Here is a 21,939-nt window from a genome sequence, read left to right on the forward strand (position 1 = left end):
CTCCTCAACGGCAAAACGCCCCACCGCGTAGATGGGACGGATGTGACAGATGATGCTCAAGTTAAAAGAGAACACGAATGATGCGATATGAACAAGCTGAGAAGCCGAGTTGTGACGTGGCCGCGATCAGTGGGAGATGGTCACCGGGAGATGTGTCGCAGGGAGATGCTGCGGAACGCAGCAGCGCCCCGGCCGGTCGGCCGGGGCGCTGGCGTCGGGGGTGTGCTCAGATGATCGCGAGGCCGATGGTCGGCGCGATCGTGCAGGAGATGACGCGTCCCTTGGTCCTGGTGGTCACGTCGCCGTAGATCGTCGAGATGATGCGGCCCTTGCCGGTGCTCGCGATGCCGGTGAACGTTCCGGGTCCGCTGGTCGCGTTGATCTTGTCGTTGCGCTTGAGCTGCGTCTGCCCGGTACGACCGTTGTCGATGTTGATCCAGCTGGCCCACAGCTTCCGGGACGGGCTGTTGATCGCCGGACCCGTTCCGAGGCTGGTGTAGACGTATCCGGCCTGACCGCGCTTCGGGCCGGGTGCCGGTGCGGCCTGCGGGCCGGCGGTCACCAGGGCGCGGCCCAGGGAGTTGCCCCCGAGGGAGTTACCACTGCCGGGCATGCAGCCGAAGCCCAATGTCGGGTAGAGGAACTGCTGGATCTTCGGTGCGCCCGGGCCCTGCGGGATCTCCGGCTCGCCCGGCTTGGCCACCCGGCGCTCGGCGACCTGTGCGGCGGCGAGTTGACGTTCACCCGGCTCGCCGAGGAAATCGACGATCTGCTGCCAGATCTCGCGGACCTGGGCGGGCAGCTGCCGATTGTCGGCCATGGCCTGCGCCTGGCGGATCAGATCGGGATTGATCTGCCCGTCGGGACCCGGCGTGGTCACCGAGCCGATGATCGCGGGTGCGAACGCGCCGAGCGAGTCGAGGGTTCGCTGATCCGGCTGGGGGGTCGGGGTCGTCGGCGCCGCCGATGTGGACGGGGCGGCGGGTGTCGTCGGTGCTGCGGAGACGACGGCAGGGATGGCCAACGACATCGCGAGGGCGGCGGTGGTGGCCGCGATCAGGCGATGGGGTCGTCGCATCGATGCAGGGTGTCGCACGAGACTGGTGTCCTCACAGGAGTCGGTGTGGGCCGACATCGGAGCGGGCCCACGAGGTCGCGGATCAGTCTAAGCCCCGTGGGAGGGGCGGTGTCCAGGCAGCCTATCGCGCCCGTCCTGTTGCTGATGTGACTATTGATGCAATTGTTACTGATGGTGTGTCGTTGGTGGTGTCGTGTCACGGTCGACGACCTGGTTAGATCGAGCGGGTGTGCTCCCGTGGGCGCGCCGTCTTCACCGCTCCATCGTTCACCGCATCACCGTCCAGCATCACCCGTACAGGGAGTCCCGTGAGCAACCCATATCGCCGTGTCCGACAGGCCGGATCGCCGGCGCCCGCACGACTCGTGCGTGTCGGTGTCGCACTGATCTCGATGATCGTCGGGGCGGCCACGATCACCGCCTGTGGTGACGACGCACAGTCCGGCGCCGAGGTCACGATGCTCACCCACGACTCGTTCAGCCTGCCCCAGGAGGTCCTCGACACCTTCCGCAACGAGACCGGACTGACGCTCAAGGTGATCAAGAGCGGCGATGCGGGCCAACTCGCCTCGACGGTGTCGCTGACCCCCGGATCGCCCAAGGCCGACGTCGTCTACGGCATCGACAACACCTTCGCCTCCCGCCCCATCGACGCCGGGGCGCTGGAGGCCTACGCCCCACCCGCGGCCGCCAACGGTGCCTCGGAGTTCGCGGTCGCCGGTGCCGAGGATCAGTTGACGGCGGTCGACCGCGGCGACGTGTGCCTCAACATCGACGACACCTGGTACTCCAGCCGCGGTCAGCAACCGCCGAAGAGCATCCGTGACCTGACCCAGCCGACGTTCGCCGCGCAGGCCGCGCTGCTCGACCCGGGGACGTCGTCGCCGGGAATGGCGTTCCTGCTCACCACGGTCGGAATGTTCGGGAGCAACTGGCAGTCCTTCTGGAAGGACGTCAGCGGCGGCGGTGCGGCCATCGTCTCCGGGTGGGAGATCGCCTACAACCAACTGTTCAGTGCGGGTGAGGGTCACGGGGACAAGCCGATCGTGCTGTCCTACGCCTCGTCGCCGGCCGCCACACCCGGCACGAGCGCTCTGCTCGACGGGTGCTTCCGTCAGGTCGAATACGTCGGCATCCTCAAGGGCACCCGCAACGCCACCGGGGCACGCAAGGTCGTCGACTTCATGCTCAGTCCGACGGTGCAGCGCGCACTGCCGTCGTCGATGTATGTCTATCCCGTGCAGAAGAACACGCCGCTGCCCGACGGCTGGGCGCAACGTGCCCCGCTACCCCAGTGGACGGTGACCCTGCCGCCGGAGTACGTCACCGCGAACCGGGACTCGTGGCTCGAGCAGTGGCGGGCCGCGGTCGGTCGCTGATGGTCGCAACTCCCGGCCGGGCGGCTACCGCCAGTGGGGCAGTCGCGCTCCGGGTGATCCCGGTGGCGTTTCTGGCGATCTTCTTCCTGTGGCCGGTGGCGGCACTGGTCCGGCGCGCGATCACCGTGCGCAACCCCGATGATTCGATCGGCGCACTCATCGATCGGACCCACGCCTGGCACCTCTTGGGAGTCACGCTCGCCCAGGCGGGCGCGTCGACGCTGCTCGCGCTCGTCGTCGCGTTCCCGATCGTCTGGCTCTACGCCCGGATGCCCGGCGCGGGGTCGGTGGTACTCACGGTGATCGTCACGGTGCCATTCGTGTTGCCGACCGTGGTTGTGGGCGTGGCGTTTCGGGCGCTGCTCAGTGGTCCGCTCGGTGGGTTGGGCGTGGGTGACGGGTGGAACGCCGTCCTCGCCGCACACGCCTTCCTGAATGTGGCGGTGGTGGTGCGGGTCGTCGGGGCGGCGTGGCGATCGCTGGACACCCGCGCCGAGGAGGCCGCGCGCACCCTGGGGGCCTCACGTTCGCGCGCCTGGTGGACGGTGGTGGCGCCGAGGCTGCTGCCGGCGCTGGGCGGGGCGGCCACCCTGGTGTTCCTGTTCTGCTCCACCAGTTTCGGGGTGATCATCATCCTCGGCGGTGGGGCGCTGCGCACCCTGGAGACCGAGATCTACACCCAGGCGGTCGGCTACTTCCGCATCCCCGAGGCGGTCCTGTTGTCGATGCTGCAGATCGTGGTCGTGGTCGCGGTCCTGGTGTGTAGCAGGGTGTTCAGCGACACCGGCTCGTCGTCGGGTTCGGCCCGGGCCGGCCGTCGCCCGCCGCCGATCGGCGGCCTCACCTGGCTCGCGGTCATCGGCGCATGGGCATGGACCCTGGTGCTGCTGGTCGGGCCGATCCTGGTGCTCGCCATCCGTTCGGTGCGTCCGAGCGTCGGTGGGCAGTGGACACTCGACGGGTACCGGGCCATGTCGGTGCCCGTCAACGGTGTGACGCCCCTTGCCACACTGCGGTATTCGTTGACGACCGCACTGCTGGCGATGGTCATCGCGGTGGTGGTGGGTCTGCTCGCCGGTCTCGCGTTGCATCGCTCGCGGGGGGTGGCCGGGGTGATCGGCAACGGACTCGCGATGATCCCGCTCGGAATCAGTGCGGTGACACTGGGTTTCGGCTACCTCATCGTGCTCGCCGCGCTCCCGCCGGAGGTCGCGGCCTCGCCGCTGGTCATCCCATGCGTGCAGGCACTGATCGCCATACCCGTCGTCGTCCGCATCGTCATCCCGGCACTGGAGGCGGTGCCGCAGCGGTTGCGTGAGGCGGCCGCGGTACTCGGTGCCTCGCCGCTGCGGGTGTTCGCCACCGTGGATCTGCCTCTCATCGGCCGATCTGTCGGTGCGGCAGGCGGATTCGCCTTCGTGATGGCGCTCGGCGAGTTCGGCGCAACCAGCTTCCTCGCACGCGCCGACACCACGACGCTGCCGGTGATGATCGGGTCGGCACTCAATCGACCGGGAGCGACCGAACTGGCCACCGCGATGGCGGCCTCGATGGTGCTGGTGCTCGTCACCACCGGTGCGGTGCTCCTCGTGGAGTTCCTCCGGCCGCGAACGGGGACACTGATCTGATGTTGGAGCTGAGCGGTCTGCGCGTCTCCTACGGTTCGGAGACCATCATCGACGATCTCAATTGGATTGTGGGCGGCCCTGATTCGCTGGTGACCGCCTTGCTCGGGCCGTCCGGTTGCGGCAAATCCACCGTGATCCGGGCGGTCGCCGGACTGCAGCGACCCGATGCCGGGACGATCCGCTTCGACGGCGTGGATCTCGCCGGGATCCCCGCGCATCGACGCGATTTCGGCGTGGTCTTCCAGGACGGTCAACTCTTCACCGGACGCAGCGTCGCCGCCAACGTCGCCTACGGTCTGCGGATGCGCAGGTGGTCACGGGCCGCCATCGCCGAGCGGGTGGCGCAGATGCTCGACCTCGTCCGGTTGCCCGGTACCGGGAATCGCCGGGTGGAGGCGCTGTCCGGCGGGCAGGCGCAGCGCGTGGCGCTCGCGCGGGCGCTGGCCCCGCGGCCGCGTCTGTTGTTGCTCGACGAACCCCTCGCCGCACTCGATCGGCGCTTGCGGGACAGCCTCGCGACCGAGATCGCCGAGATCGTGCGGGAGGCCGGAACCCCGACGATCGTGGTGACCCACGACCATGCCGAGGCGGCCCTGATGGGTGACTCGATCGCGGTCATGCGCGACGGTGCGATCGTCCAGTCGGCCACCCCGGCGCAACTATGGAGCACGCCCGTCGATGCCTGGGCCGCACGGTTTCTGGGATGCACCTCGGTGATCCCGGCGACGGCGACCGCCGACGCCCGCCCCGGCTCTGACGCCGGTCCGCGCCGGTTCGACACCGGCCTCGGGCACATCGACCTCGATGTCGCCGCGGACTCCGTGGAACTCGGCCTGCGGGCCGAGTCGGTCCGGGCGACGCCGGTCGGTGCGACCGCAAAGGGATCGTCGGCAGAAGGATCGGCGATCCGGGGCTCGGTCCTCGTCGTCGCCGACCTGCCGTCCGGACCGCGACTACGGGTGCGCACCGAGTCCGGCGAGTACGACGCGGTCGGGCCGGCGTCGGTCGGCGTGGGCGACGTCGTCACCTTGCGCCTGGTGCCCGAACGGGTGGCGGTGATCGGGTCATGACGCCCCGACATGTCCTGGCCGGGGCGATCATCGATCCCTCGGGCCGCAAACTTCTTCTCGCGCAACGTGACCGACCGCCCGAGGTTGCCGGGCTCTGGGAGCTGCCCGGCGGCAAGGCGGAGCCGGGGGAGTCCGACGCGGCGGCACTGCGCCGGGAACTGGCCGAAGAGCTCGGCGTCGACGTCAGCGTGGGTGAGGCTCTGCGCGAACATGTTTCGCTGAGCGGCGACCTCGTCCTGGTGGCGATGTGGGCGCGGGTCGTCGACGGCGAGCCGGTGGCGCTCGAGCATCGCGCCGTACGGTGGGTCGATGCCGAGGAGTTGACGGCACTGGCCGCCGCGGCACAGATGGTGCCCGCGGACACGGCGTGGCTGCCACAACTGGTGGCGACGCTGGGGGAGCGCTCGCGATGAGTCGTCGGCTCGCACAGACGCTGACGGCGCCGGGATTGATGCTCGTCGGCGGTACGTCGATGTACCTCGGGGCCGCGATCGCGGTGGGCCTGTTCGATCGTCTCGAGCCCGCCGCGGTGGCGTGGTTGCGGATCGCCGGTGCCGCCGTCGCCCTGGTGGTGTGGGTGCGTCCGCCGGTGGCGGCCTGGCGTCGGGACCGACTCGTGCTTGCCGGGGTGTTCGGCCTGATCACCGCCGCGATGAACATCGCCTTCTACGAGGCGCTCGACCGACTACCACTGGGAACCACGGTGGCACTGGAGTTCCTGGGTCCGGTGGCCGTGGCCGCGTTCGGCTCCCGGACGCGGCGCGACATCGCCGCCCTGCTGCTGGCCGTCGTGGGTGTCGCGTTGATCGTCGACGTGCAGTGGTCGGCGACGCCGGCCGGGCTGGCGTTCGCGCTCATCGCCGCCGCGTGCTGGGCCGGATACATCGTGTTGGGCAAACGGGTGGCGCTGCGCGGTTCGGGGATCGAGGATCTCGCAACGGGTTTCGTCGTCGCCGCGGTCCTGACCTCGCCGCTGGCCTGGGGCCTGACCGACGCGTTCGATCCCGACGCCCCGACCCTTCGGCTGCTGGGTCTCGGTGTGCTGCTGGGCATCCTGTCCACGGCACTGCCGTATGCACTGGACCAGGTGATCCTGCGCAGCGTCGGGCGCGCGCAGTTCGCCATCCTGCTCGCCCTGCTGCCGGTGACCGCCGCGGTCGTGGGAGTGATCGTGCTGCGGCAGATCCCGCCCGCCGTCGAGATCGTGGGTATCGCGGCGGTGGCCGCGGCGATCGTCGTCCAGGCGGTCCGGCCGTCCGGCGCCGTGAACGACGCCGACGGTGCCGAGACCGATGGTGCCGTCACCGGAGACGGCCGGGCGACGCCACCCCCGAGCTGATTGCCGGCCGGCGAACTCCGCTGCCCACCGTCGTTGACAGCGCCCTCCTCGACGCTGACAGCGCTCGGTTTTTCGATGACAGCGCTCTCAATCCCGTTGACAGCGCTCAGTTCTCCGTTGACAGCGCTCAGTTCTCCGTTGACAGCGCTCTTGATTCGTTGACGGCGTCCGGCTTTTCACTGACGGCGCCTCCGCTGAATGTCGCGGCGATGAGGCTCATGGTCGCGAGGCATACGTATCGACGTAGGGTTGCCCGGCCAGGACGGCCACCTCGCGCATGATCCTGTCGGTGGCGGCCCGGGGGTCGGAGTTCGCGATGTCTTCGCATTCGACGGGGCGTCCGATGACGACGGCGACGCGGTGCGGACGCCAGATCCGGGTGTGTGGTGGGTTCACCCGTGCGCTGCCCCGCAGGCCGATCGGGATGATCGGCGCACCGGTGGCCTGGGCCACCCGGACGACACCGGTGTGGCCCTGATAGACCGCGTCACCCGGCGTGCGCGTGCCCTCGGGGTGGATCGCCCAGACCTCACCGCGGGTCAACGTGTCGATGGCCGCACCGAGCGCGGAATCCGAGTGTGCGCCGCCGCGCCGATCGATCGGGATCTGGCCCATGGCCGAGAAGAACCATCGGGTGGCGGCGCCGATCGCACCCGGACGTTCGAAGTACTCGCTCTTGGCGACGAAGGTGACCCGTCGTCGGGAGATCAGGCAGAGCAGCAGGGAGTCGATGAACGCGTGATGGTTCGCGGCCAGGATGACCGGACCGTTACGCGGCAGGTGTTCGCGTCCGACGACCTGCGGGCGGGTCACGATGCGCAGGATCGGTCCGATCGCCGCGTACTTGGCGAGCGCGTACCACATGGTTCCCCCTCATCGGTCACCGTAGACAATGTCTACGCCGCAACTGGTAGACAATGTCTACATGACGAGTTCGACGAGTGCAACGCCGGCGGATTCCACGTCCGGCCGGATCGTCGCCGCCGGGATCGAGCTGCTGGAGTCCGAGGGCATCGACGGCGTGGGCCTGCGGGCGATCGCACGACGGGCAGGGGTGTCGCACGGGGCGCCGCGCCGATATTTCCCGACGCACCGATCCCTGCTGGCGTCGATGGCCCGGTCGGGTCTCGAGGACCTGGCGGGTGAGCTGGGGCCGATCCTCGGCAGCGATTGCGACCCGCGGACACGGCTCTTCGATGCCGCTTCCGCGTATGTCGATTTCGCGGTCCGGCGACGCGCCATGTTCGCGTTGATGTTTCGGCACGACATCCTCGACGGTGCCGGAGGTGACCTGCGCAGCCTGTCGGTGCCCTTGCTGACCGAACTCCGTCGGGTGCTCGACGCGGCGATCGACACCGCACCGTCGGGAAAGCGAGAGGCCCCCATGTCGGAGGGGCGTCGGTGGCGTCGCGCCGTGACGTTGTGGACGTCGATCCACGGCATCGCGGTGCTGGCCTCCACCCGCGCACTCGACCCGGTCGCCGACATCATCGACCTCGATGTGCGCGAACTCCTCGTCGGCGTCGTCGAGGCTGCGATCGGCTGATCGCTGCGGGTGAGGGCGCTGTCAACGTCAGGCCGGGCGCTGTCAACGACATCGAGAGCGCTGTCAGTGAAGTACGAAGCGCTGTCAACGGTGCGGGGAGCGCTGTCAGTGAGGAGGTGAGCGCTGTCAACGCAGGAGAGGGCGCTGTCAGTGCGGAGCTGAGCGCTGTCCGTGGGTAGGTGAGTGCCGCCGGCGCCTCAGGCCGCGCGAGCCTTCTTGAGCGCCTTGTTCAGGTCCTTCTTGCTCATGCCCGCGATGTCGAGTTTCGCCATCCGGTGGATGACGACGGGGCAGCGGACGCAGCGGGTCTTCGACCTGCAGCACTTCTTCTTGGGCGTCAGATCGCGTACCTTCGCCGGGTTGGGCTTGCCCATGCCCATGACCGTAGCATCGGCCCTGCCGGTGCCGGTCGACCTGCTGTGATCGCGGTCTCCCGGATGGACCCGATACCCTGTCAGCTGTCGTCAGTCCCATGGCCTGATCGTCGGCCCACCCCAAGCACACGAAAGAGATCTCAGTGAGCGCTGCTCCCAACTTCCGCAACGTCGCGATCGTCGCGCACGTCGATCACGGCAAGACCACGCTGGTCGATGCGATGCTCCGGCAGTCCGGGGTGTTCGGTGAGCGCGCCGAGCTCGTCGACCGCGTCATGGACTCCGGCGACCTCGAACGCGAGAAGGGCATCACCATTCTCGCCAAGAACACCGCGGTGCACCGTCGTCAGCCCGACGGCACCGAGGTCGTCATCAACGTCATCGACACCCCGGGTCACGCCGACTTCGGCGGCGAGGTCGAGCGTGGTCTGTCGATGGTCGACGGTGTGGTGCTGCTCGTCGACGCCTCCGAGGGGCCGCTGCCGCAGACCCGCTTCGTGCTGCGCAAGGCACTCTCGGCGTCGTTGCCGGTGATCCTGGTGGTCAACAAGACCGATCGCCCCGACGCCCGCATCTCCGAGGTCGTCGAGGAAACCCACGACCTCCTGCTCGATCTCGCCTCCGATCTCGACGAGGAGGCCGCCGCGGCCGCCGAGCTGGTGCTCGATCTGCCCGTGCTGTACGCCTCGGGCCGGGCCGGCATCGCGAGCACCGTCGAACCGGAGAACGGTCAGGTGCCCGAGGGAGAGAACCTCGACCCGTTCTTCGACGTTCTGCTCGAGCACGTCCCGGCGCCCAAGGGGGATCCGGACGCCCCGCTGCAGGCCCACGTGACCAACCTCGACGCGTCGCCCTTCCTCGGGCGTCTCGGGCTCGTCCGCATCCACAACGGCACCCTGAAGAAGGGCCAGACCATCGGATGGTGCCGCGAAGTCGACGGCGAGCCCGTCGTGGAGAGGGCCAAGATCACCGAACTGCTGGCCACGATCGGCGTCGACCGGGCACCCGCCGAGTCCGCGGTCGCCGGCGACATCGTCGCCGTCGCGGGCATGTCCGAGATCATGATCGGCGACACCCTCGCCGACGCCGAGAACCCGGTTCCGTTGCCGCGCATCACCGTCGACGAGCCGGCCATCTCGGTGTTCATCGGGACCAACACCTCCCCGCTCGCCGGCCGCGTCAAGGGCCACAAGCTGACCGCCCGCATGGTCAAGGACCGGCTGGATTCGGAGTTGATCGGCAACGTGTCGCTGCGCGTGCTCGACATCGGCCGCCCCGACGCGTGGGAGGTGCAGGGCCGTGGCGAGCTCGCCCTGGCGATCCTCGTCGAGCAGATGCGCCGGGAGGGTTTCGAGCTCACCGTCGGCAAGCCGCAGGTGGTCACCCGCAAGGTCGACGGCAAGGTGCACGAACCCTTCGAGCACCTGACCATCGATGTCCCCGAGGAGTATCTCGGTGCGGTGACCCAGCTCCTGGCGGCACGCAAGGGCCGGATGGACCAGATGAACAATCACGGCACCGGATGGGTCCGGATGGAGTTCACCGTGCCCTCGCGCGGCCTGATCGGTTTCCGGACCGACTTCCTCACCGAGACGCGCGGCACCGGCATCGCCAACGCCGTCTTCGACAGCTACGGCCCGTGGGCCGGCGAGATCCGGGCGCGGCACACCGGCTCGCTGGTCAGTGACCGGGCGGGCACCGTCACCCCGTTCGCGATGATCCAGCTCGCCGACCGCGGAACCTTCTTCGTCGATCCCGGCGACGACACCTACGAGGGTCATGTCGTCGGCATCAACCCACGTGCGGAGGATCTCGACATCAACGTGACCCGCGAGAAGAAGCTGACCAACATGCGTCAGTCGTCGGCGGACGTGATGGAAACCCTGGCCAAGCCGATGCAGCTGGATCTGGAGGGGGCGATGGAGTTCTGCGCCGGCGACGAGTGCGTCGAGGCGACCCCCGAGGTGGTGCGGGTGCGTAAGGTGCACCTGGATGCCACGACCCGCGCCCGGGAACGGTCGCGCGCCAAGACGCGCGACGCCGCCGCGGGCTGATCCGTACGAGGCGTTGAAGTCGGGGGTCATGCAGGTGTGGGGGTGAACGGTTGGTGGAGGAGCAGGCACGGGTGCACCGACGGGTGAGTTCGAGGTGGCGTCGGTGGTCGCTGATGATGGCGGCCGTCGTCTCGGTCCTCGCGATGGCCGGGTGTACCGCCGACCCGCCACCGCCCGTGCGCGACACCGCCACCCCGCAGACCCCGGCCGAGTACCCGAACGAGAAGACCATCTACGTCGCCACCGAATCGATCGGTGCGGGATTCAACCCGCATCTCGGTGCCGATCAGAGCCCGGTGACCACGGCCATCGCCGCGATGACCCTGCCGAGCGCCTTCCTGCCCATCCAGACGCCCGATGGGGTGGTGTGGCAGCGCAACGACGCGGTGGTCACCTCGGCGGAGGTGACCTCGACGAGCCCGTTCACCGTGACCTACCGGATCCAGACGAACGCGCAGTGGTCCGACGGGCTCCCCGTCACCGGGGACGACTTCAACTACCTGTGGCAGCAGATGTCGCGGCAACCCAATGTGGTGGCCCCCGCCGGGTACCGGCTGATCGATTCGGTGACGTCGAGTTCTGGCAGCAAGGTCGTCGAGGTCCGGTTCGCCCAGCCCTATCCGCGGTGGCGTGAGTTGTTCACCGATCTGCTGCCCAGCCACGTCCTGCGCGGCGCACCGGCCGGTTTCCAGACGGGCATGGACTCCGGGAAACCGGTGTCGGCCGGTCCTTTTCAGGTGTTCTCCATCGACACCACCCGCGACGAGGTGCGGTTGATCCGCAACGACCGCTACTGGATGACGCCGTCGACGCTGGATCAGATCGTGTTGCGGCGCGCGGGTACCGACTCGCAGATGATCGATTCGATCCGCTCCGGCGGTTCGGCGATGGCCACGGTCGGTGCCGGTCCGGCCACCTCCGCCGAACTGGCGGCGGTACCCGGCGTGACCGACCAGCGCAGCCCGACGTCGCGGGCCCTGACGATCAGCGTCAACGCCCGGACCCCGGTGATGAGCCGGGTGGAGGTCCGCCGCGCGATCCTCGGCATGATCGACACCAACCTCGCGACCCTGGCCGGCGCCGGCGACCGGGTGGTGGCGCAGTACGCGAACACCGTGTACGCGCCGACCGATCCGGGATATTTCCCGGTCACCCGGACCCGTCCGGGCCCCGAGGCCATCGACGGTCTGCTCGCGGCGGCCGGATACCGGCGGGGAGCGGCAGCGGCGTCGGGCACTCAGCCGAGCACTGCATCGAGCACACCGGCGAGCGGCACGGCCACCTCGGCCCCCACCTCCGGGTCGGCGAGTACCACCGCCCCGTCGTCCCCGGCCGGCGAGTCCGCCCCGGAGTCGTCGGAGCCGTCGTCGACCACCACGATCCCGGCGGTTCCCGAAGGAATTGCTCCGTATCAGCGCGACGGCCAGGACCTGGTGGTGCGGGTGGGCTCGATCAGCGGTGATCCGCGCTCGACGTCGGCGGCGTCCAACATCGTCGATCAACTCCGCACCGACGGGGTCCGCGCGGTGGTGGTACCGCTGCCCAACAGCGACCTCTACGGTGTCGCGCTCACCGAGTCCCGGGTCGATCTCGTCGTCGGCTGGACCGGACTGGGGGTGCCGCCGGCCGCGGCCCTCGCCTCCCAGGTCGATTGCGATCAGCCGAAGCCGGGAACCGAACCCTCCCTGTCGACGCCGCCGACCCCGACGAGTGTCGCGCCGAGTCAGGATGCCTCCGGTGCCGACAGCGTCTACGCCAGCAACATCTCGGGCGTGTGCGATCCGGCGCTGATCGACCTTGCGCGAGCGGCACTCTCGGCCGAGGACCCCACCGACCTGCTCAATGACGCGGAGCCACTGCTGGCGGACGCGGCGATCTATCTGCCGCTCTACCAGGACAGCATGGTGGTCGCGTTGACACCCGCGGTCACCGGCGTGCCGCTGTCCGGACCCATCCAGGTCTCCGTCTACGGGACCGCGGCCACCTGGGATGTGCGATGACCCCGTCACGACGCCTGTTGCTCCTGCACGCTCATCCCGACGACGAGTCGATCATGACCGGCGGCACCATCGCCCGCCATCTGGCGCAGGGCGTCGACGTGCGGGTACTCACCTTCACCCTCGGTGAGGAGGGTGAGGTGATCGGTGACGAGTGGGCCCGGCTCGTCGCCGACGGCGGTGCCGATCAGCTCGGCGGTTACCGCATCCACGAACTCACCCGCGCCCTGGCCGAACTGACCCCCGAGGGTCGGGAGCCGCTGCGCCCGCGGTTTCTCGGCGGCGCCGGACGCTGGCGCGATTCCGGAATGGCGGGCACCCCGTCGGCCGAGCATCCCCGCGCCCTGGCCCAGGCACCCTTCGAGGAGGTGGTGGCGGCGCTGGTCGACGAGATCGTGGAATTCGACCCGCAGGTCGTGGTCACCTATGACGCCGCGGGCACCTACGGACATCCGGACCACAAGACCGTGCACGAGGCCTCGGTGGCGGCCCTGCCGATCGCCGCGGAGCGCACCGGACGACAACCCGCGGTGTATGAGTCGGTGACCGAACGAACGGCCCTGGCGGTGGGTCTGGCCGTCGCCGCCGACCGGGTCCCGCACGGCTGGCGGATGCCTGCCGACGGCGAGTTGCCCGATTACCCCGATGATCAGATCACCACCGAGATCGACGTCACCTCCGTGCTCGACCGCAAGGCGGCAGCGCTCGCGGCGCACGCCACCCAGGTGACGGTGGCGGCCTCGGGTACCGAATACGCCCTGTCCAACAACATCCTGCAGCCCGTCTTCACCCACGAACACTTCATCCGGCGCGACGCGGCGCAGCCCACCGGGACACGCGGCGCCGACCTGTTCGGCGGGGTGGCGCGCTGATGCGTCCGGCCGACCGGATCCTGCTGGGGCTGCTGATCCTCGACGGTCTGGTCGTCGGTCTCCTCTCGGTCGGATTCTGTTACCTGCGGTTCTGGGGTCAGCCGATTCCCGTGGTCGCCGTCGCGGCCGGGATACTCAACGTCATCCTGCTCTGGCTGGCCGCTCGTCACACCGACGGGCCGCTACGGTTCGGGCCGCTGGTGGCGTGGCTGATCGTGGTGCTCGTCGCCGCGTTCGGCGGACCCGGCGGCGACGCCGCGCTCTACCTCGGCGGGACCACCGTGGCCGCCACACTCATTCTGATGGTGTTCGGCCTGGGACTGCCGATGGCGCTCGTCTGGTCGGGCCGCCTGCCGGAACCGGACATCGAGTAGCACGGGCGCCGGGCGACGCCGCCGGATGGGACCGGCGAGAACAGTGGGTGGGTTCACGACGGTTACAGTGTGGACATGGTTTTGCGCGCGTGGGCGACCGATCGTCTCGCCCCCGTCGAGCAGGTGACGGCGGCGTTGGCCGCGGTGACCGCCGACCCGGCCGACGTATCGGACGAACAGTGGGTCGCGCTGCTCGGTGCCGACGGCACGGCGCTGGAGCACCTGTGTGCACTCGCCGATACCGCCCGCCGCCGGGTCACCGATCCCGACACGCTGACCTTCGTCGTCAACCGGAATCTCGACACCGCGGTGGCCGCGACCCTTCCGACGCGGGGGCCGTCGCTGGAGGACCTCGTGCTCGAGGCGGTCGACGGCGGCGCAACCGAGATCTGCATGCAGGGCCCCTTGCCGGAAGATGCCCCGGCCGACGGATATCTCCGTCTGATCGAGCGGATCACCGCGGCGGCGCCGGTGCATCTGCACGCGTTGCGGCCGCCGGAGATCCGCGACGGTGCACGCCGGATGGGTATCGGCATCGACGACTTCCTGCACAGTGCTCGCGATGCCGGGCTCGGTTCGGTACCGGGTACCGCCGCGCAGATCCTCGACGACGAGGTGCGAGCCGCGCTGGCCCCGCCCGGCGTCCCCAGCGCGGTCATCGAGTGGACCGAGGTCATCGAAGCGGCGCACCAGGTGGGGCTGTTCTCCACCGCGACACTGCTCTACGGGCATCTCGAGACGCCCGCCCACCAGGTGGACCACCTTCGACTGCTCTGCGACATCGCCACGCGGACAAAGGGATTCAGCGAGTTGATCCTGATGCCGATGGTGGCGCAGAACACCCCGGCGCATCTGCGTGCCGAGGCGGTGGCGACGGCGTCGACACGGGAGACCCGTGCGCTGCACGCCGTCGCCAGGTTGATGACCCTCGGGTGTTTCGATCACCTGCAGGTCGCCTGGACCAAACTCGACGCCGACACCGTCGATGCGGTGCTCGCCGGCGGCGTCGACGACATCGGGGGAGTGCTGCTCGACGGCGTCCTCTTGCCGCAGGCCGGTGCCGAGGCAGGCCGCGTCCTCGACGTCGAGGCCCTCACCGGGTTCGCGGACCGCGGCGGGCGGATTCTGCGGCAGCGGACCACCGCCTACACCGACCCCGCGCCCGAGCGCCTGCTGCGACTCGACGGGGCCGTTCGGTGACCGACACCGCCGTCGACGTCACCACCGTCGACGTCGCCATCGTCGGAGCCGGCTTCGCCGGGATCGGGCTGGCGACCCACCTGGCCCGGCGCGGCACCGAATCCTTCGTCGTCCTCGAACGCGCCGACGCAGTCGGCGGAACGTGGCGCGACAACGTCTACCCGGGAATCGCCTGCGACATCCCGGCGCATCTGTACTCCTTCTCGTTTCTCCCGCCCGTCGACTGGACGTCGGTCTATCCCAGCGGCGCCGAGGTCCGCGCGTATCTCGAACGGACCGTCGGCGACGAGGGGCTCTCGGCGAGTATTCGTCTGAACACCGAATTGACCTCGGCGCGTTGGGATTCCGTAGAACGTCTGTGGCGGTTGACGACGGCGGGTCCCAGCGGTGCGGGCCGGTTGCACGCCCGTGTGCTGACGTTGGCGGTCGGTAGATTGTCCGAGCCCGTCATCCCTGACATCGACGGGTTGGCCACCTTCGACGGACCGGTGATGCACACCGCCGCATGGGATCACGCCCTCGACCTGTCCGGCATGCGGATCGGCGTCGTGGGGACCGGGGCGTCGGCGGTGCAGGTCATTCCGCACCTGGCCGACGTCGCCGACGAGCTGGTGGTCTTCAGCCGGACGCCACCCTATGTGGTGCCCCGTGACGACCGGGAACTCGACGCCGACGAGCGTGCCCGGCTGCGGGATCCGCGGGCCGCCGCACAGTATCGCGACGAATTGTTGGCCACCGCCGACGCGGCGTTCGCCCAACGCCTGCGACTGCATCCGGACATCGACGAGATCCGCTCCCGCGCACTGGATCACCTGGCATCGCAGATCACCGATCCGGTGCTGCAGGCCGATCTCACCCCCGACTACGAGATCGGCTGCAAGCGCATCCTGTTGAGCGACGACTTCTATCCGACACTGTTGCGCGAGCACGTCGTCTTCGAGGCCAGCGCCCTCGAATCGGTGTCGGAATCGAAGGCGAGGGCCGCCAGCGGACGCAGTCACGACCTCGACATCCTGGTCATGGCAACGGGTTTCGAGGCGGCCCGACCGCCGGTCGCCACCCGGATCACCGGCCGCGGCGGGCATCTGCTCGCCGACCACTGGGCCCACGGGATGGTGTCCTACGCGTCGACGGTCGTCAGTGGGTTCCCCAACATGTTCGTCCTCGACGGCCCGAACGCCGCACTCGGCCACAACTCGGCGATCTACATGATCGAAACGCAACTCGATTACCTCCTCGGGGCGCTCGATCACCTGGCCGCCGACCCCACGCCGCTGGAGGTGACCGCCGCCGCCGAGCGGTCCTACACCCGCGAGATCGACGCGCGCGCCGCCGACACCGTCTGGCTGACCGGTTGTGACAGTTGGTATGTCGACCCCGACAGTGGTCGCCTGACGCTGCTGTGGCCGGGAACCGCGGCGTCCTTCCGGGAACGCAACGGCACTTTCGACCCGGCGCCCTTCCGCCACCCCGGCCACCCGGAATCGTCGCCCACCGACGCAGAGGAGTGACACCTGAGCATGCCCGCACCCGACATCGCCGCCGCACTCGAGCAGGCGCGCACCCGGACCGACCTCGACGTCGACGCCGTCGCCGCGCTCTTGTCCTGTGCCGGTGACGATCTGCAGTCCCTGCAGCGGATCGCCGGCCGGCTCCGCGACGAGGGTCTGGCCGCCGACGGCCGCGGCGCCCAGGTCACCTACTCACGCAAGGTGTTCATCCCGCTGACCCGACTGTGCCGGGACCGCTGCCATTACTGCACCTTCGTGACGATCCCCGGCAAGCTCACCCGCGCCGGTCAGGGCATGTACCTCGACCTCGACGAGGTCGTCGACATCGCCCGCAAGGGTGCCGAACTCGGTTGCAAGGAAGCATTGTTCACCCTCGGTGACCGTCCCGAGGACCGGTGGCCGCAGGCCGCGGAATGGCTTGCCGAGCGGGGGTATGCCTCCACGCTGGACTATGTCGCCGCCGCCGCGGTCGCGGTGCTGACCGAGACCGGCCTGCTGCCGCACCTGAATCCCGGCGTGATGAGTGCCGAGGAAATGCAGGCGCTGCGTCCGGTGGCCCCGTCGATGGGGATGATGCTCGAGACCACCGATCGCCGACTGTTCACCGAGAAGGGGCAACCGCATCACGGCAGTCCGGACAAGGACCCGCTGGTCCGCCTGCAGGTGTTGCGCGACGCCGGTGCGGTGCGGATTCCGTTCACCACCGGCATCCTGGTGGGCATCGGCGAAAGCCTCATCGAGCGTGCGCGATCCCTCCTGGAGATGGCCGACATCCACCGGGCGGGCGGCCACATCCAGGAGGTCATCGTGCAGAACTTCCGGGCGAAACCCGATACCGCCATGCGCGGCACACCGGACGCCGAGATGACCGAATTCCTCGCCGCGGTCGCCACCGCGCGAGTGGTCCTCGGACCGCACATGCGCATCCAGGCACCACCGAATCTGGTGTCGGCCGCCGAATGCGAGGCGCTGATCGCCTCCGGCGTCGACGACTGGGGCGGGGTGTCACCGCTGACCCCCGATCACGTGAATCCCGAACGGCCGTGGCCGAATCTGGACGCTCTCGCCGAGATCACCGCGGCATGCGGGTTCCGGCTCACCGAACGACTCACCGCACAACCGCGCTATATCCGTGACGGCGCCACCTGGATCGATGCCTCACTGGCCGAACACGTTGCGGCACTGAGTGATCCGAACAGTGGTCTGGCGGCGGACGTGTGCCCGGTGCCGCTTCCGTGGCCGGCGGTCGCCTGAGCGGGCCAGGAGCGTCGAGGTCGAGGCGTCAGTCCGCGATCTGCGCGAGTGCCTGGAATCCGCCGATCACGTCGGTGGCCCGATGAAGTCCGAGTTGCTGCAGCGACGCGGCCGCCAGGCTCGAGGTGTAACCCGCCGAGCACAGGATGATCCAGCGCACGTCATGGTCGACCGCCTGTGGGATGCGGGCGTCGCTGGCCGGATCGCATCGCCATTCCAGGACATTGCGTTCGATGACGAGCGCTGCGGGTACCTCGCCCTCGGCGGCACGTTGGGCCGCCGGACGGATGTCGACGAGGACGGCGCCCGCCTCGAGTTCGGCGGCGAGGTCCTCGGCGGGCAGCCGGACCAGACCGTCACGGGCCCGCAGCAGCATGTCATCGATCGTCATCGCCATGCCCGCCGACGCTACTCCGGTTCATTGGTCAGTTCGGTCCTGGTGCGGCGCAGCGAGCCGCTCTCGGTGACCTCGTAGAACGACATCGCCGTCAACGGCGGCGCATATGCGTGCACGCTCAGGGTGGGACCGGGATGCACGTCGATCGCGGTGTCGTCGCCGCGGCTGTCGGCGTCGAGCAGGTCCCGACGTGGTGGTGTGCTGTCGTGATGCTGCACGTCGTGCACCCAGCCCAGCGGGAAGGCCGCCTGGTCACCGGCGGTCAGGATGCGCAGGGCCAGGTCGTGTCCGGTCCAGCGGTACTCCCGCAGGTCGCCGGACAGAACCGTCAACGCACCCAGGGAACCGGCGTGGTCGTGCAGATCGGTGGAGCGGTCCGGGGTCCAGCTGATCAGCCACAGGTCCAGGTCGTCGTCGGACTCCAGGCGCGTCGACCAGCGTTCCACCGGGTCCCAGGACTCGGGGAGCAGGTGGTCGTATCGGCCGTCGATGACGTCGGCGACGCCCTGATCGGTGATGCGGAGCAGGTCGGCGGGGCGCAGGCGTGTCGGGAGGTTCGCCGTCGGGCGGGAGCGTCCGGCGCCGGCATGGGTGCCGGTGCCGGTGCTGGTGCCGTGGTCTCGGCTGGCGATGGCTCGGCGGGAGGGCAGGGTTGCGGTCATGAGGTCTCCTGGGTTCTACGGGTTGGTGGTCGCAGGGCGGGACATTCGACAGCGCCGGCGACACCAAAGCGATGGAGTGCTCACGTCGACCAGGGTGAATGCACGCAGATGTTTGCGCGAGGGTTGTCGTCATGGTGAGCGCAACGGGCAGGTGGTGTGATTTACACCTCAGGTGCGGGCGGTGACCAGGGGCGGGTGTCGAAAGCGACGGTGCCGGGGGCGATACTGTAGGACGACACGTGTGCGTGGCGTGAGCTGCCGTGCCACCACCCGCGTCGGGTGCGACCAGCCCTCGCACCGTCGATCGGCCGTTGACGAGGTGACGTGCCGACCCGAGAGCGTTTGCAGCGAAGGAGTGTCTGGTGACCTACATCATCGCGGAGCCCTGCGTGGACGTGATGGACAAGGCATGTGTGGAGGAATGCCCGGTCGATTGCATCTACGAAGGTGGTCGCAGTCTCTACATCCAGCCGGATGAGTGTGTGGACTGTGGTGCCTGCGAGCCGGTGTGTCCGGTGGAGGCGATCTTCTACGAGGACGACATCCCGGATGAGTGGGAGCCGTATCTGAGCGCCAATGCCGACTTCTTCGACGACCTGGGATCGCCCGGCGGTGCCAGCAAGGTCGGCAAGACCGATTACGATCCGCCGTTCATCAAGGAACTGCCCCCGATGAACACCGACGAGGACTGAGTTCGCACAGTGAGCCGTCGCCGCGTCAGCGCCGCGCTGCCCGACTTCCCGTGGGACACCCTCGCCGACGCGAAGGCGTTGGCGAACTCGCATCCCGACGGGATCGTCGATCTGTCCGTGGGTACCCCGGTGGATCCGGTCGATCCGCTGATCCGGGAGGCGCTGTCCGGTGCCTCGGAGTTTCCCGGGTATCCGACGACCGTCGGGACGCCCGCCCTGCGGGAGGCCGCCGCCGCGGCCCTGACCCGCCGTTACGGCGCCACCGGGCTCGACGAGTCGTCGATCCTGCCGGTCATCGGTACCAAGGAGGCCATCGCCGGGGTCGTCTCGCTGCTCGGGGTCACCGCCGGTGACACCGTGGTGATCCCCGAGGTGGCCTATCCCACCTACGAGGTGGGTGCGCTGCTGGCCGGCGCCACGCCGGTGCGCGCCGATTCGACCGTGGCGCTCGGCCCGATTCGTCCGGCCGTGCTGTTCCTCAACTCGCCGTCGAACCCGACCGGCAAGGTGCTCGGCGTCGATCACCTGCGCAAGGTGGTCGAGTGGGCGCGCGAACGTGACACCGTCGTCATCTCCGACGAGTGCTACCTCGGGCTGTCGTGGGATGCCGAGGCGGTCTCCATCCTCGATCCGCGGGTCAGTGACGGTGATCACCGCGGATTGCTCGCGGTGCACTCCCTGTCGAAGATCTCCAACCTCGCGTCCTACCGCGCGGGCTTTTTCGCGGGTGACCGCGACCTCGTCGCCGAGTTGCTGGCGGTGCGCAAACACGCCGGACTGATGGTGCCCTATCCGATCCAGGTTGCGATGACCGCGGCGCTGACCGACGACGGGCACGTCGACGCACAGCGCAAGCGGTACGAGACGCGACGTGCGGAACTCGCGGCGGCAGTGCGTGCCGCGGGCTTCACCATCGATCACTCCGAGGCCGGGCTGTATCTCTGGGCAACGCGTGGTCGCAACGGTCGTGACACCGTGCGGTGGCTGGCAGAACGCGGGATTCTCGCGGCGCCCGGCGACTTCTACGGGCCCGCCGGTGTCGACCATGTGCGGATCGCGCTCACCGCGACCGACGAACGGATCGCGGCCGCGGTGGCGCGGCTGGCGGAGTGACCCGCCACCGGTAGTTCTGTCAGTTCTTGTGCAGTGCCGCGTTGAGGGCGATGCCGTCGCCCTTCCACGCCACCACCTCGACCGCACCGGTGAGGCTGTTGCGACGGAACAGCAGGTTCGACTGGCCGGCGAGGTCACGTGCCTTCACGGTGGTGCCGTCCGGGCCGGTGACCTTGGTGCCGGCGGTGACGTACAGGCCGGCCTCGATGACGCAGTCGTCGCCGAGCGGGATGCCGCAGCCGGAGTTCGCGCCGAGCAGGCAGCGCTTGCCCAGGACGATGCGTTCCTTGCCGCCGCCGGACAGGGTGCCCATCGTCGACGCGCCGCCGCCGATGTCGGAGCCGTCGCCGACCACCACGCCCGCCGAGATGCGGCCCTCGACCATCGATTCGCCGAGGGTGCCGGCGTTGAAGTTGACGAAGCCCTCGTGCATGACCGTGGTACCGGGTGCCAGGTGGGCGCCGAGACGGACCCGGTCGGCGTCGCCGATCCGCACGCCGCCGGGTGCGACGTAGTCGACCATGCGGGGGAACTTGTCGATGCTGTACACGGTGACCGCGCCGCGTGCCTTCAGGCCGGCACGCACGGTTTCGAAACCGTCGACCGCGCACGGACCGTGATTGGTCCAGACGACGTTGGCGAGTTTGCCGAAGATCCCGTCGAGGTTCGCGCCGTGTGGTGCGACGAGCCGATGCGACAGCAGATGCAGGCGCAGGTAGACGTCGGAGGTGTCGATCGGTTCGGCGTCGAGATCGGCGATGACGGTCGAGACGGCAACGGTCTTCACGCGGCGGACGGCGTCCTCGCCGACGAGCGGGGCGAGGGTGGCCGGGATCGCGGACTCGGAGAGGATCTCGGTACCGCTCTGACCCTCGGCTCCCAGTGCCGGCTCGGGGAACCAGACGTCGAGAACGACGCCGGGATCACCGGAGCCCCCGTTGGTCACGGTGGCGATTCCTACTGCGTGTGCACCATTGTTCGTCACGGGGATTGAGCTTACCGGTCAGCCGCGCCCGGGCTTGACGGTGCCGGGCGCGGTCGCGATCCTCCGGTCGGCTCTAGCTGCGGTAGTCCCGCTGATAGTGCCGCTTCTCGGTGTCGGTGTAATCCGGGACCAGCGCGCTGTGATGGAGCTTGCGTCCCATCGTCGTCATCATCACGGCGGTGACGCCGAAGCCCACCACCGTCACCACGGCGGCAATGATTCCGAGCACGGTGTGCCCACCGGCGAACGCCACCAGCGTGATCGCCAGTGCCGCGAACGCGACGAGCATCAGGACGAAGGCACCGACTCCGGCCGGATGTTGGCCATGGGTGTCATGATGAGCGGACATGATGATCATCTCCTTGTAGTGGATCACCCGCTTCACTTCCAGTCTACGACTTCGGCGCCGACCCG

At 69.1% G+C, this 21,939-nt stretch carries 22 protein-coding genes; 15 read left to right on the plus strand and 7 right to left on the minus strand.

The window, feature by feature from the left end; all coding sequences use genetic code 11:
- Positions 1 to 226 precede the first annotated feature (226 nt).
- Entirely contained in the window at positions 227 to 1,078 is an 852-nt protein-coding gene (locus ABLE92_RS23490) for an Rv1157c family protein (RefSeq protein ID WP_348807218.1), read from the minus strand.
- 392 nt (positions 1,079 to 1,470) lie between these two features.
- On the opposite strand from ABLE92_RS23490, the gene ABLE92_RS23495 reads away from it, so the two are divergent.
- The 5 genes from ABLE92_RS23495 to ABLE92_RS23515 are packed head-to-tail and all read left to right on the plus strand — an operon-like array spanning position 1,471 to position 6,494.
- Positions 1,471 to 2,457 (plus strand): thiamine ABC transporter substrate-binding protein, encoded by a 987-nt coding sequence (locus ABLE92_RS23495; RefSeq protein ID WP_348807257.1) that lies wholly within the window; start codon positions 1,471 to 1,473, stop codon positions 2,455 to 2,457.
- Positions 2,457 to 4,085, plus strand: coding sequence for an ABC transporter permease (locus tag ABLE92_RS23500; RefSeq protein ID WP_348807219.1), 1,629 nt, complete (start codon positions 2,457 to 2,459; stop codon positions 4,083 to 4,085). The genes ABLE92_RS23495 and ABLE92_RS23500 overlap by 1 nt, the downstream gene beginning before the upstream one ends.
- Positions 4,085 to 5,155, plus strand: coding sequence for an ABC transporter ATP-binding protein (locus tag ABLE92_RS23505; protein WP_348807220.1), 1,071 nt, complete (start codon positions 4,085 to 4,087; stop codon positions 5,153 to 5,155). The genes ABLE92_RS23500 and ABLE92_RS23505 overlap by 1 nt, the downstream gene beginning before the upstream one ends.
- Positions 5,152 to 5,568, plus strand: coding sequence for a (deoxy)nucleoside triphosphate pyrophosphohydrolase (locus ABLE92_RS23510; protein ID WP_348807221.1), 417 nt, complete (start codon positions 5,152 to 5,154; stop codon positions 5,566 to 5,568). The genes ABLE92_RS23505 and ABLE92_RS23510 overlap by 4 nt, the downstream gene beginning before the upstream one ends.
- Positions 5,565 to 6,494 (plus strand): EamA family transporter, encoded by a 930-nt coding sequence (locus ABLE92_RS23515; RefSeq protein WP_348807222.1) that lies wholly within the window; start codon positions 5,565 to 5,567, stop codon positions 6,492 to 6,494. The genes ABLE92_RS23510 and ABLE92_RS23515 overlap by 4 nt, the downstream gene beginning before the upstream one ends.
- Before the next feature lie 216 nt (positions 6,495 to 6,710).
- Here the strand turns inward: ABLE92_RS23515 and ABLE92_RS23520 are convergent, their stop codons facing one another.
- Positions 6,711 to 7,358, minus strand: coding sequence for a lysophospholipid acyltransferase family protein (locus ABLE92_RS23520; protein ID WP_348807223.1), 648 nt, complete (start codon positions 7,356 to 7,358; stop codon positions 6,711 to 6,713).
- A 61-nt stretch (positions 7,359 to 7,419) separates the two neighbouring features.
- Here ABLE92_RS23520 and ABLE92_RS23525 point away from each other — a divergent pair, with 61 nt between their 5' ends.
- Complete coding sequence (locus ABLE92_RS23525; protein WP_348807224.1) at positions 7,420 to 8,040, plus strand: TetR/AcrR family transcriptional regulator; 621 nt, start codon at positions 7,420 to 7,422, stop codon at positions 8,038 to 8,040.
- A 197-nt stretch (positions 8,041 to 8,237) separates the two neighbouring features.
- On the opposite strand, the gene ABLE92_RS23530 is transcribed toward ABLE92_RS23525, so the two are convergent.
- The gene (locus tag ABLE92_RS23530; protein WP_348807225.1) at positions 8,238 to 8,414 is read right to left on the minus strand and encodes a hypothetical protein; all 177 of its coding nucleotides are present in this window, start codon (positions 8,412 to 8,414) and stop codon (positions 8,238 to 8,240) included.
- A 143-nt stretch (positions 8,415 to 8,557) separates the two neighbouring features.
- Between ABLE92_RS23530 and typA the strand changes: the two genes are divergently transcribed.
- From typA to cofG, 7 genes are all read left to right on the plus strand, one after another.
- The gene (gene typA, locus ABLE92_RS23535; protein ID WP_348807226.1) at positions 8,558 to 10,468 is read left to right on the plus strand and encodes a translational GTPase TypA; all 1,911 of its coding nucleotides are present in this window, start codon (positions 8,558 to 8,560) and stop codon (positions 10,466 to 10,468) included.
- Between the two features lie 113 nt (positions 10,469 to 10,581).
- Positions 10,582 to 12,468: an ABC transporter family substrate-binding protein gene (locus tag ABLE92_RS23540; RefSeq protein WP_348807258.1), complete on the plus strand. Its 1,887-nt coding sequence runs from the start codon at positions 10,582 to 10,584 to the stop codon at positions 12,466 to 12,468.
- Positions 12,465 to 13,337, plus strand: coding sequence for an N-acetyl-1-D-myo-inositol-2-amino-2-deoxy-alpha-D-glucopyranoside deacetylase (gene mshB / locus ABLE92_RS23545; protein WP_348807227.1), 873 nt, complete (start codon positions 12,465 to 12,467; stop codon positions 13,335 to 13,337). Before ABLE92_RS23540 ends, mshB begins: the two co-directional genes overlap by 4 nt.
- Complete coding sequence (locus ABLE92_RS23550) at positions 13,337 to 13,711, plus strand: facilitated glucose transporter (protein WP_348807228.1); 375 nt, start codon at positions 13,337 to 13,339, stop codon at positions 13,709 to 13,711. The genes mshB and ABLE92_RS23550 overlap by 1 nt, the downstream gene beginning before the upstream one ends.
- Before the next feature lie 75 nt (positions 13,712 to 13,786).
- The gene (locus ABLE92_RS23555) at positions 13,787 to 14,911 is read left to right on the plus strand and encodes an FO synthase (RefSeq protein WP_348807229.1); all 1,125 of its coding nucleotides are present in this window, start codon (positions 13,787 to 13,789) and stop codon (positions 14,909 to 14,911) included.
- Positions 14,908 to 16,422 (plus strand): flavin-containing monooxygenase, encoded by a 1,515-nt coding sequence (locus tag ABLE92_RS23560; protein ID WP_348807230.1) that lies wholly within the window; start codon positions 14,908 to 14,910, stop codon positions 16,420 to 16,422. The genes ABLE92_RS23555 and ABLE92_RS23560 overlap by 4 nt, the downstream gene beginning before the upstream one ends.
- 9 nt (positions 16,423 to 16,431) lie before the next feature.
- Positions 16,432 to 17,676: a 7,8-didemethyl-8-hydroxy-5-deazariboflavin synthase CofG gene (gene cofG, locus ABLE92_RS23565; RefSeq protein WP_348807231.1), complete on the plus strand. Its 1,245-nt coding sequence runs from the start codon at positions 16,432 to 16,434 to the stop codon at positions 17,674 to 17,676.
- A 28-nt stretch (positions 17,677 to 17,704) separates the two neighbouring features.
- Here the strand turns inward: cofG and ABLE92_RS23570 are convergent, their stop codons facing one another.
- Both ABLE92_RS23570 and ABLE92_RS23575 read right to left on the minus strand, forming a co-directional pair.
- A complete protein-coding gene (locus tag ABLE92_RS23570; protein WP_348807232.1) occupies positions 17,705 to 18,073 on the minus strand; it encodes a rhodanese-like domain-containing protein in 369 nt (122 codons plus the stop codon).
- Positions 18,074 to 18,084: 11 nt separating this feature from the next.
- On the minus strand, positions 18,085 to 18,735 hold the full coding sequence (locus ABLE92_RS23575; protein ID WP_348807233.1) for a cupin domain-containing protein: 651 nt from the start codon (positions 18,733 to 18,735) through the stop codon (positions 18,085 to 18,087).
- A 359-nt stretch (positions 18,736 to 19,094) separates the two neighbouring features.
- Here ABLE92_RS23575 and fdxA point away from each other — a divergent pair, with 359 nt between their 5' ends.
- Together fdxA and dapC are read left to right on the plus strand one after the other, a co-directional pair.
- The gene (gene fdxA / locus ABLE92_RS23580) at positions 19,095 to 19,427 is read left to right on the plus strand and encodes a ferredoxin (protein ID WP_348807259.1); all 333 of its coding nucleotides are present in this window, start codon (positions 19,095 to 19,097) and stop codon (positions 19,425 to 19,427) included.
- Between the two features lie 9 nt (positions 19,428 to 19,436).
- Positions 19,437 to 20,540 (plus strand): succinyldiaminopimelate transaminase, encoded by a 1,104-nt coding sequence (gene dapC / locus ABLE92_RS23585; protein ID WP_348807234.1) that lies wholly within the window; start codon positions 19,437 to 19,439, stop codon positions 20,538 to 20,540.
- A 19-nt stretch (positions 20,541 to 20,559) separates the two neighbouring features.
- Here dapC and dapD read toward each other — a convergent pair whose 3' ends face one another.
- Both dapD and ABLE92_RS23595 read right to left on the minus strand, forming a co-directional pair.
- Positions 20,560 to 21,525, minus strand: a complete 966-nt coding sequence (gene dapD / locus ABLE92_RS23590; RefSeq protein ID WP_348807235.1) for a 2,3,4,5-tetrahydropyridine-2,6-dicarboxylate N-succinyltransferase — start codon at positions 21,523 to 21,525, stop codon at positions 20,560 to 20,562.
- A gap of 73 nt (positions 21,526 to 21,598) precedes the next feature.
- Positions 21,599 to 21,874, minus strand: a complete 276-nt coding sequence (locus ABLE92_RS23595; protein ID WP_348807236.1) for a hypothetical protein — start codon at positions 21,872 to 21,874, stop codon at positions 21,599 to 21,601.
- Positions 21,875 to 21,939: the final 65 nt, after the last annotated feature.

Source organism: Gordonia oleivorans, from assembly GCF_040044975.1.
In the GTDB taxonomy this organism is placed as follows: Bacteria; Actinomycetota; Actinomycetes; order Mycobacteriales; family Mycobacteriaceae; genus Gordonia; species Gordonia oleivorans.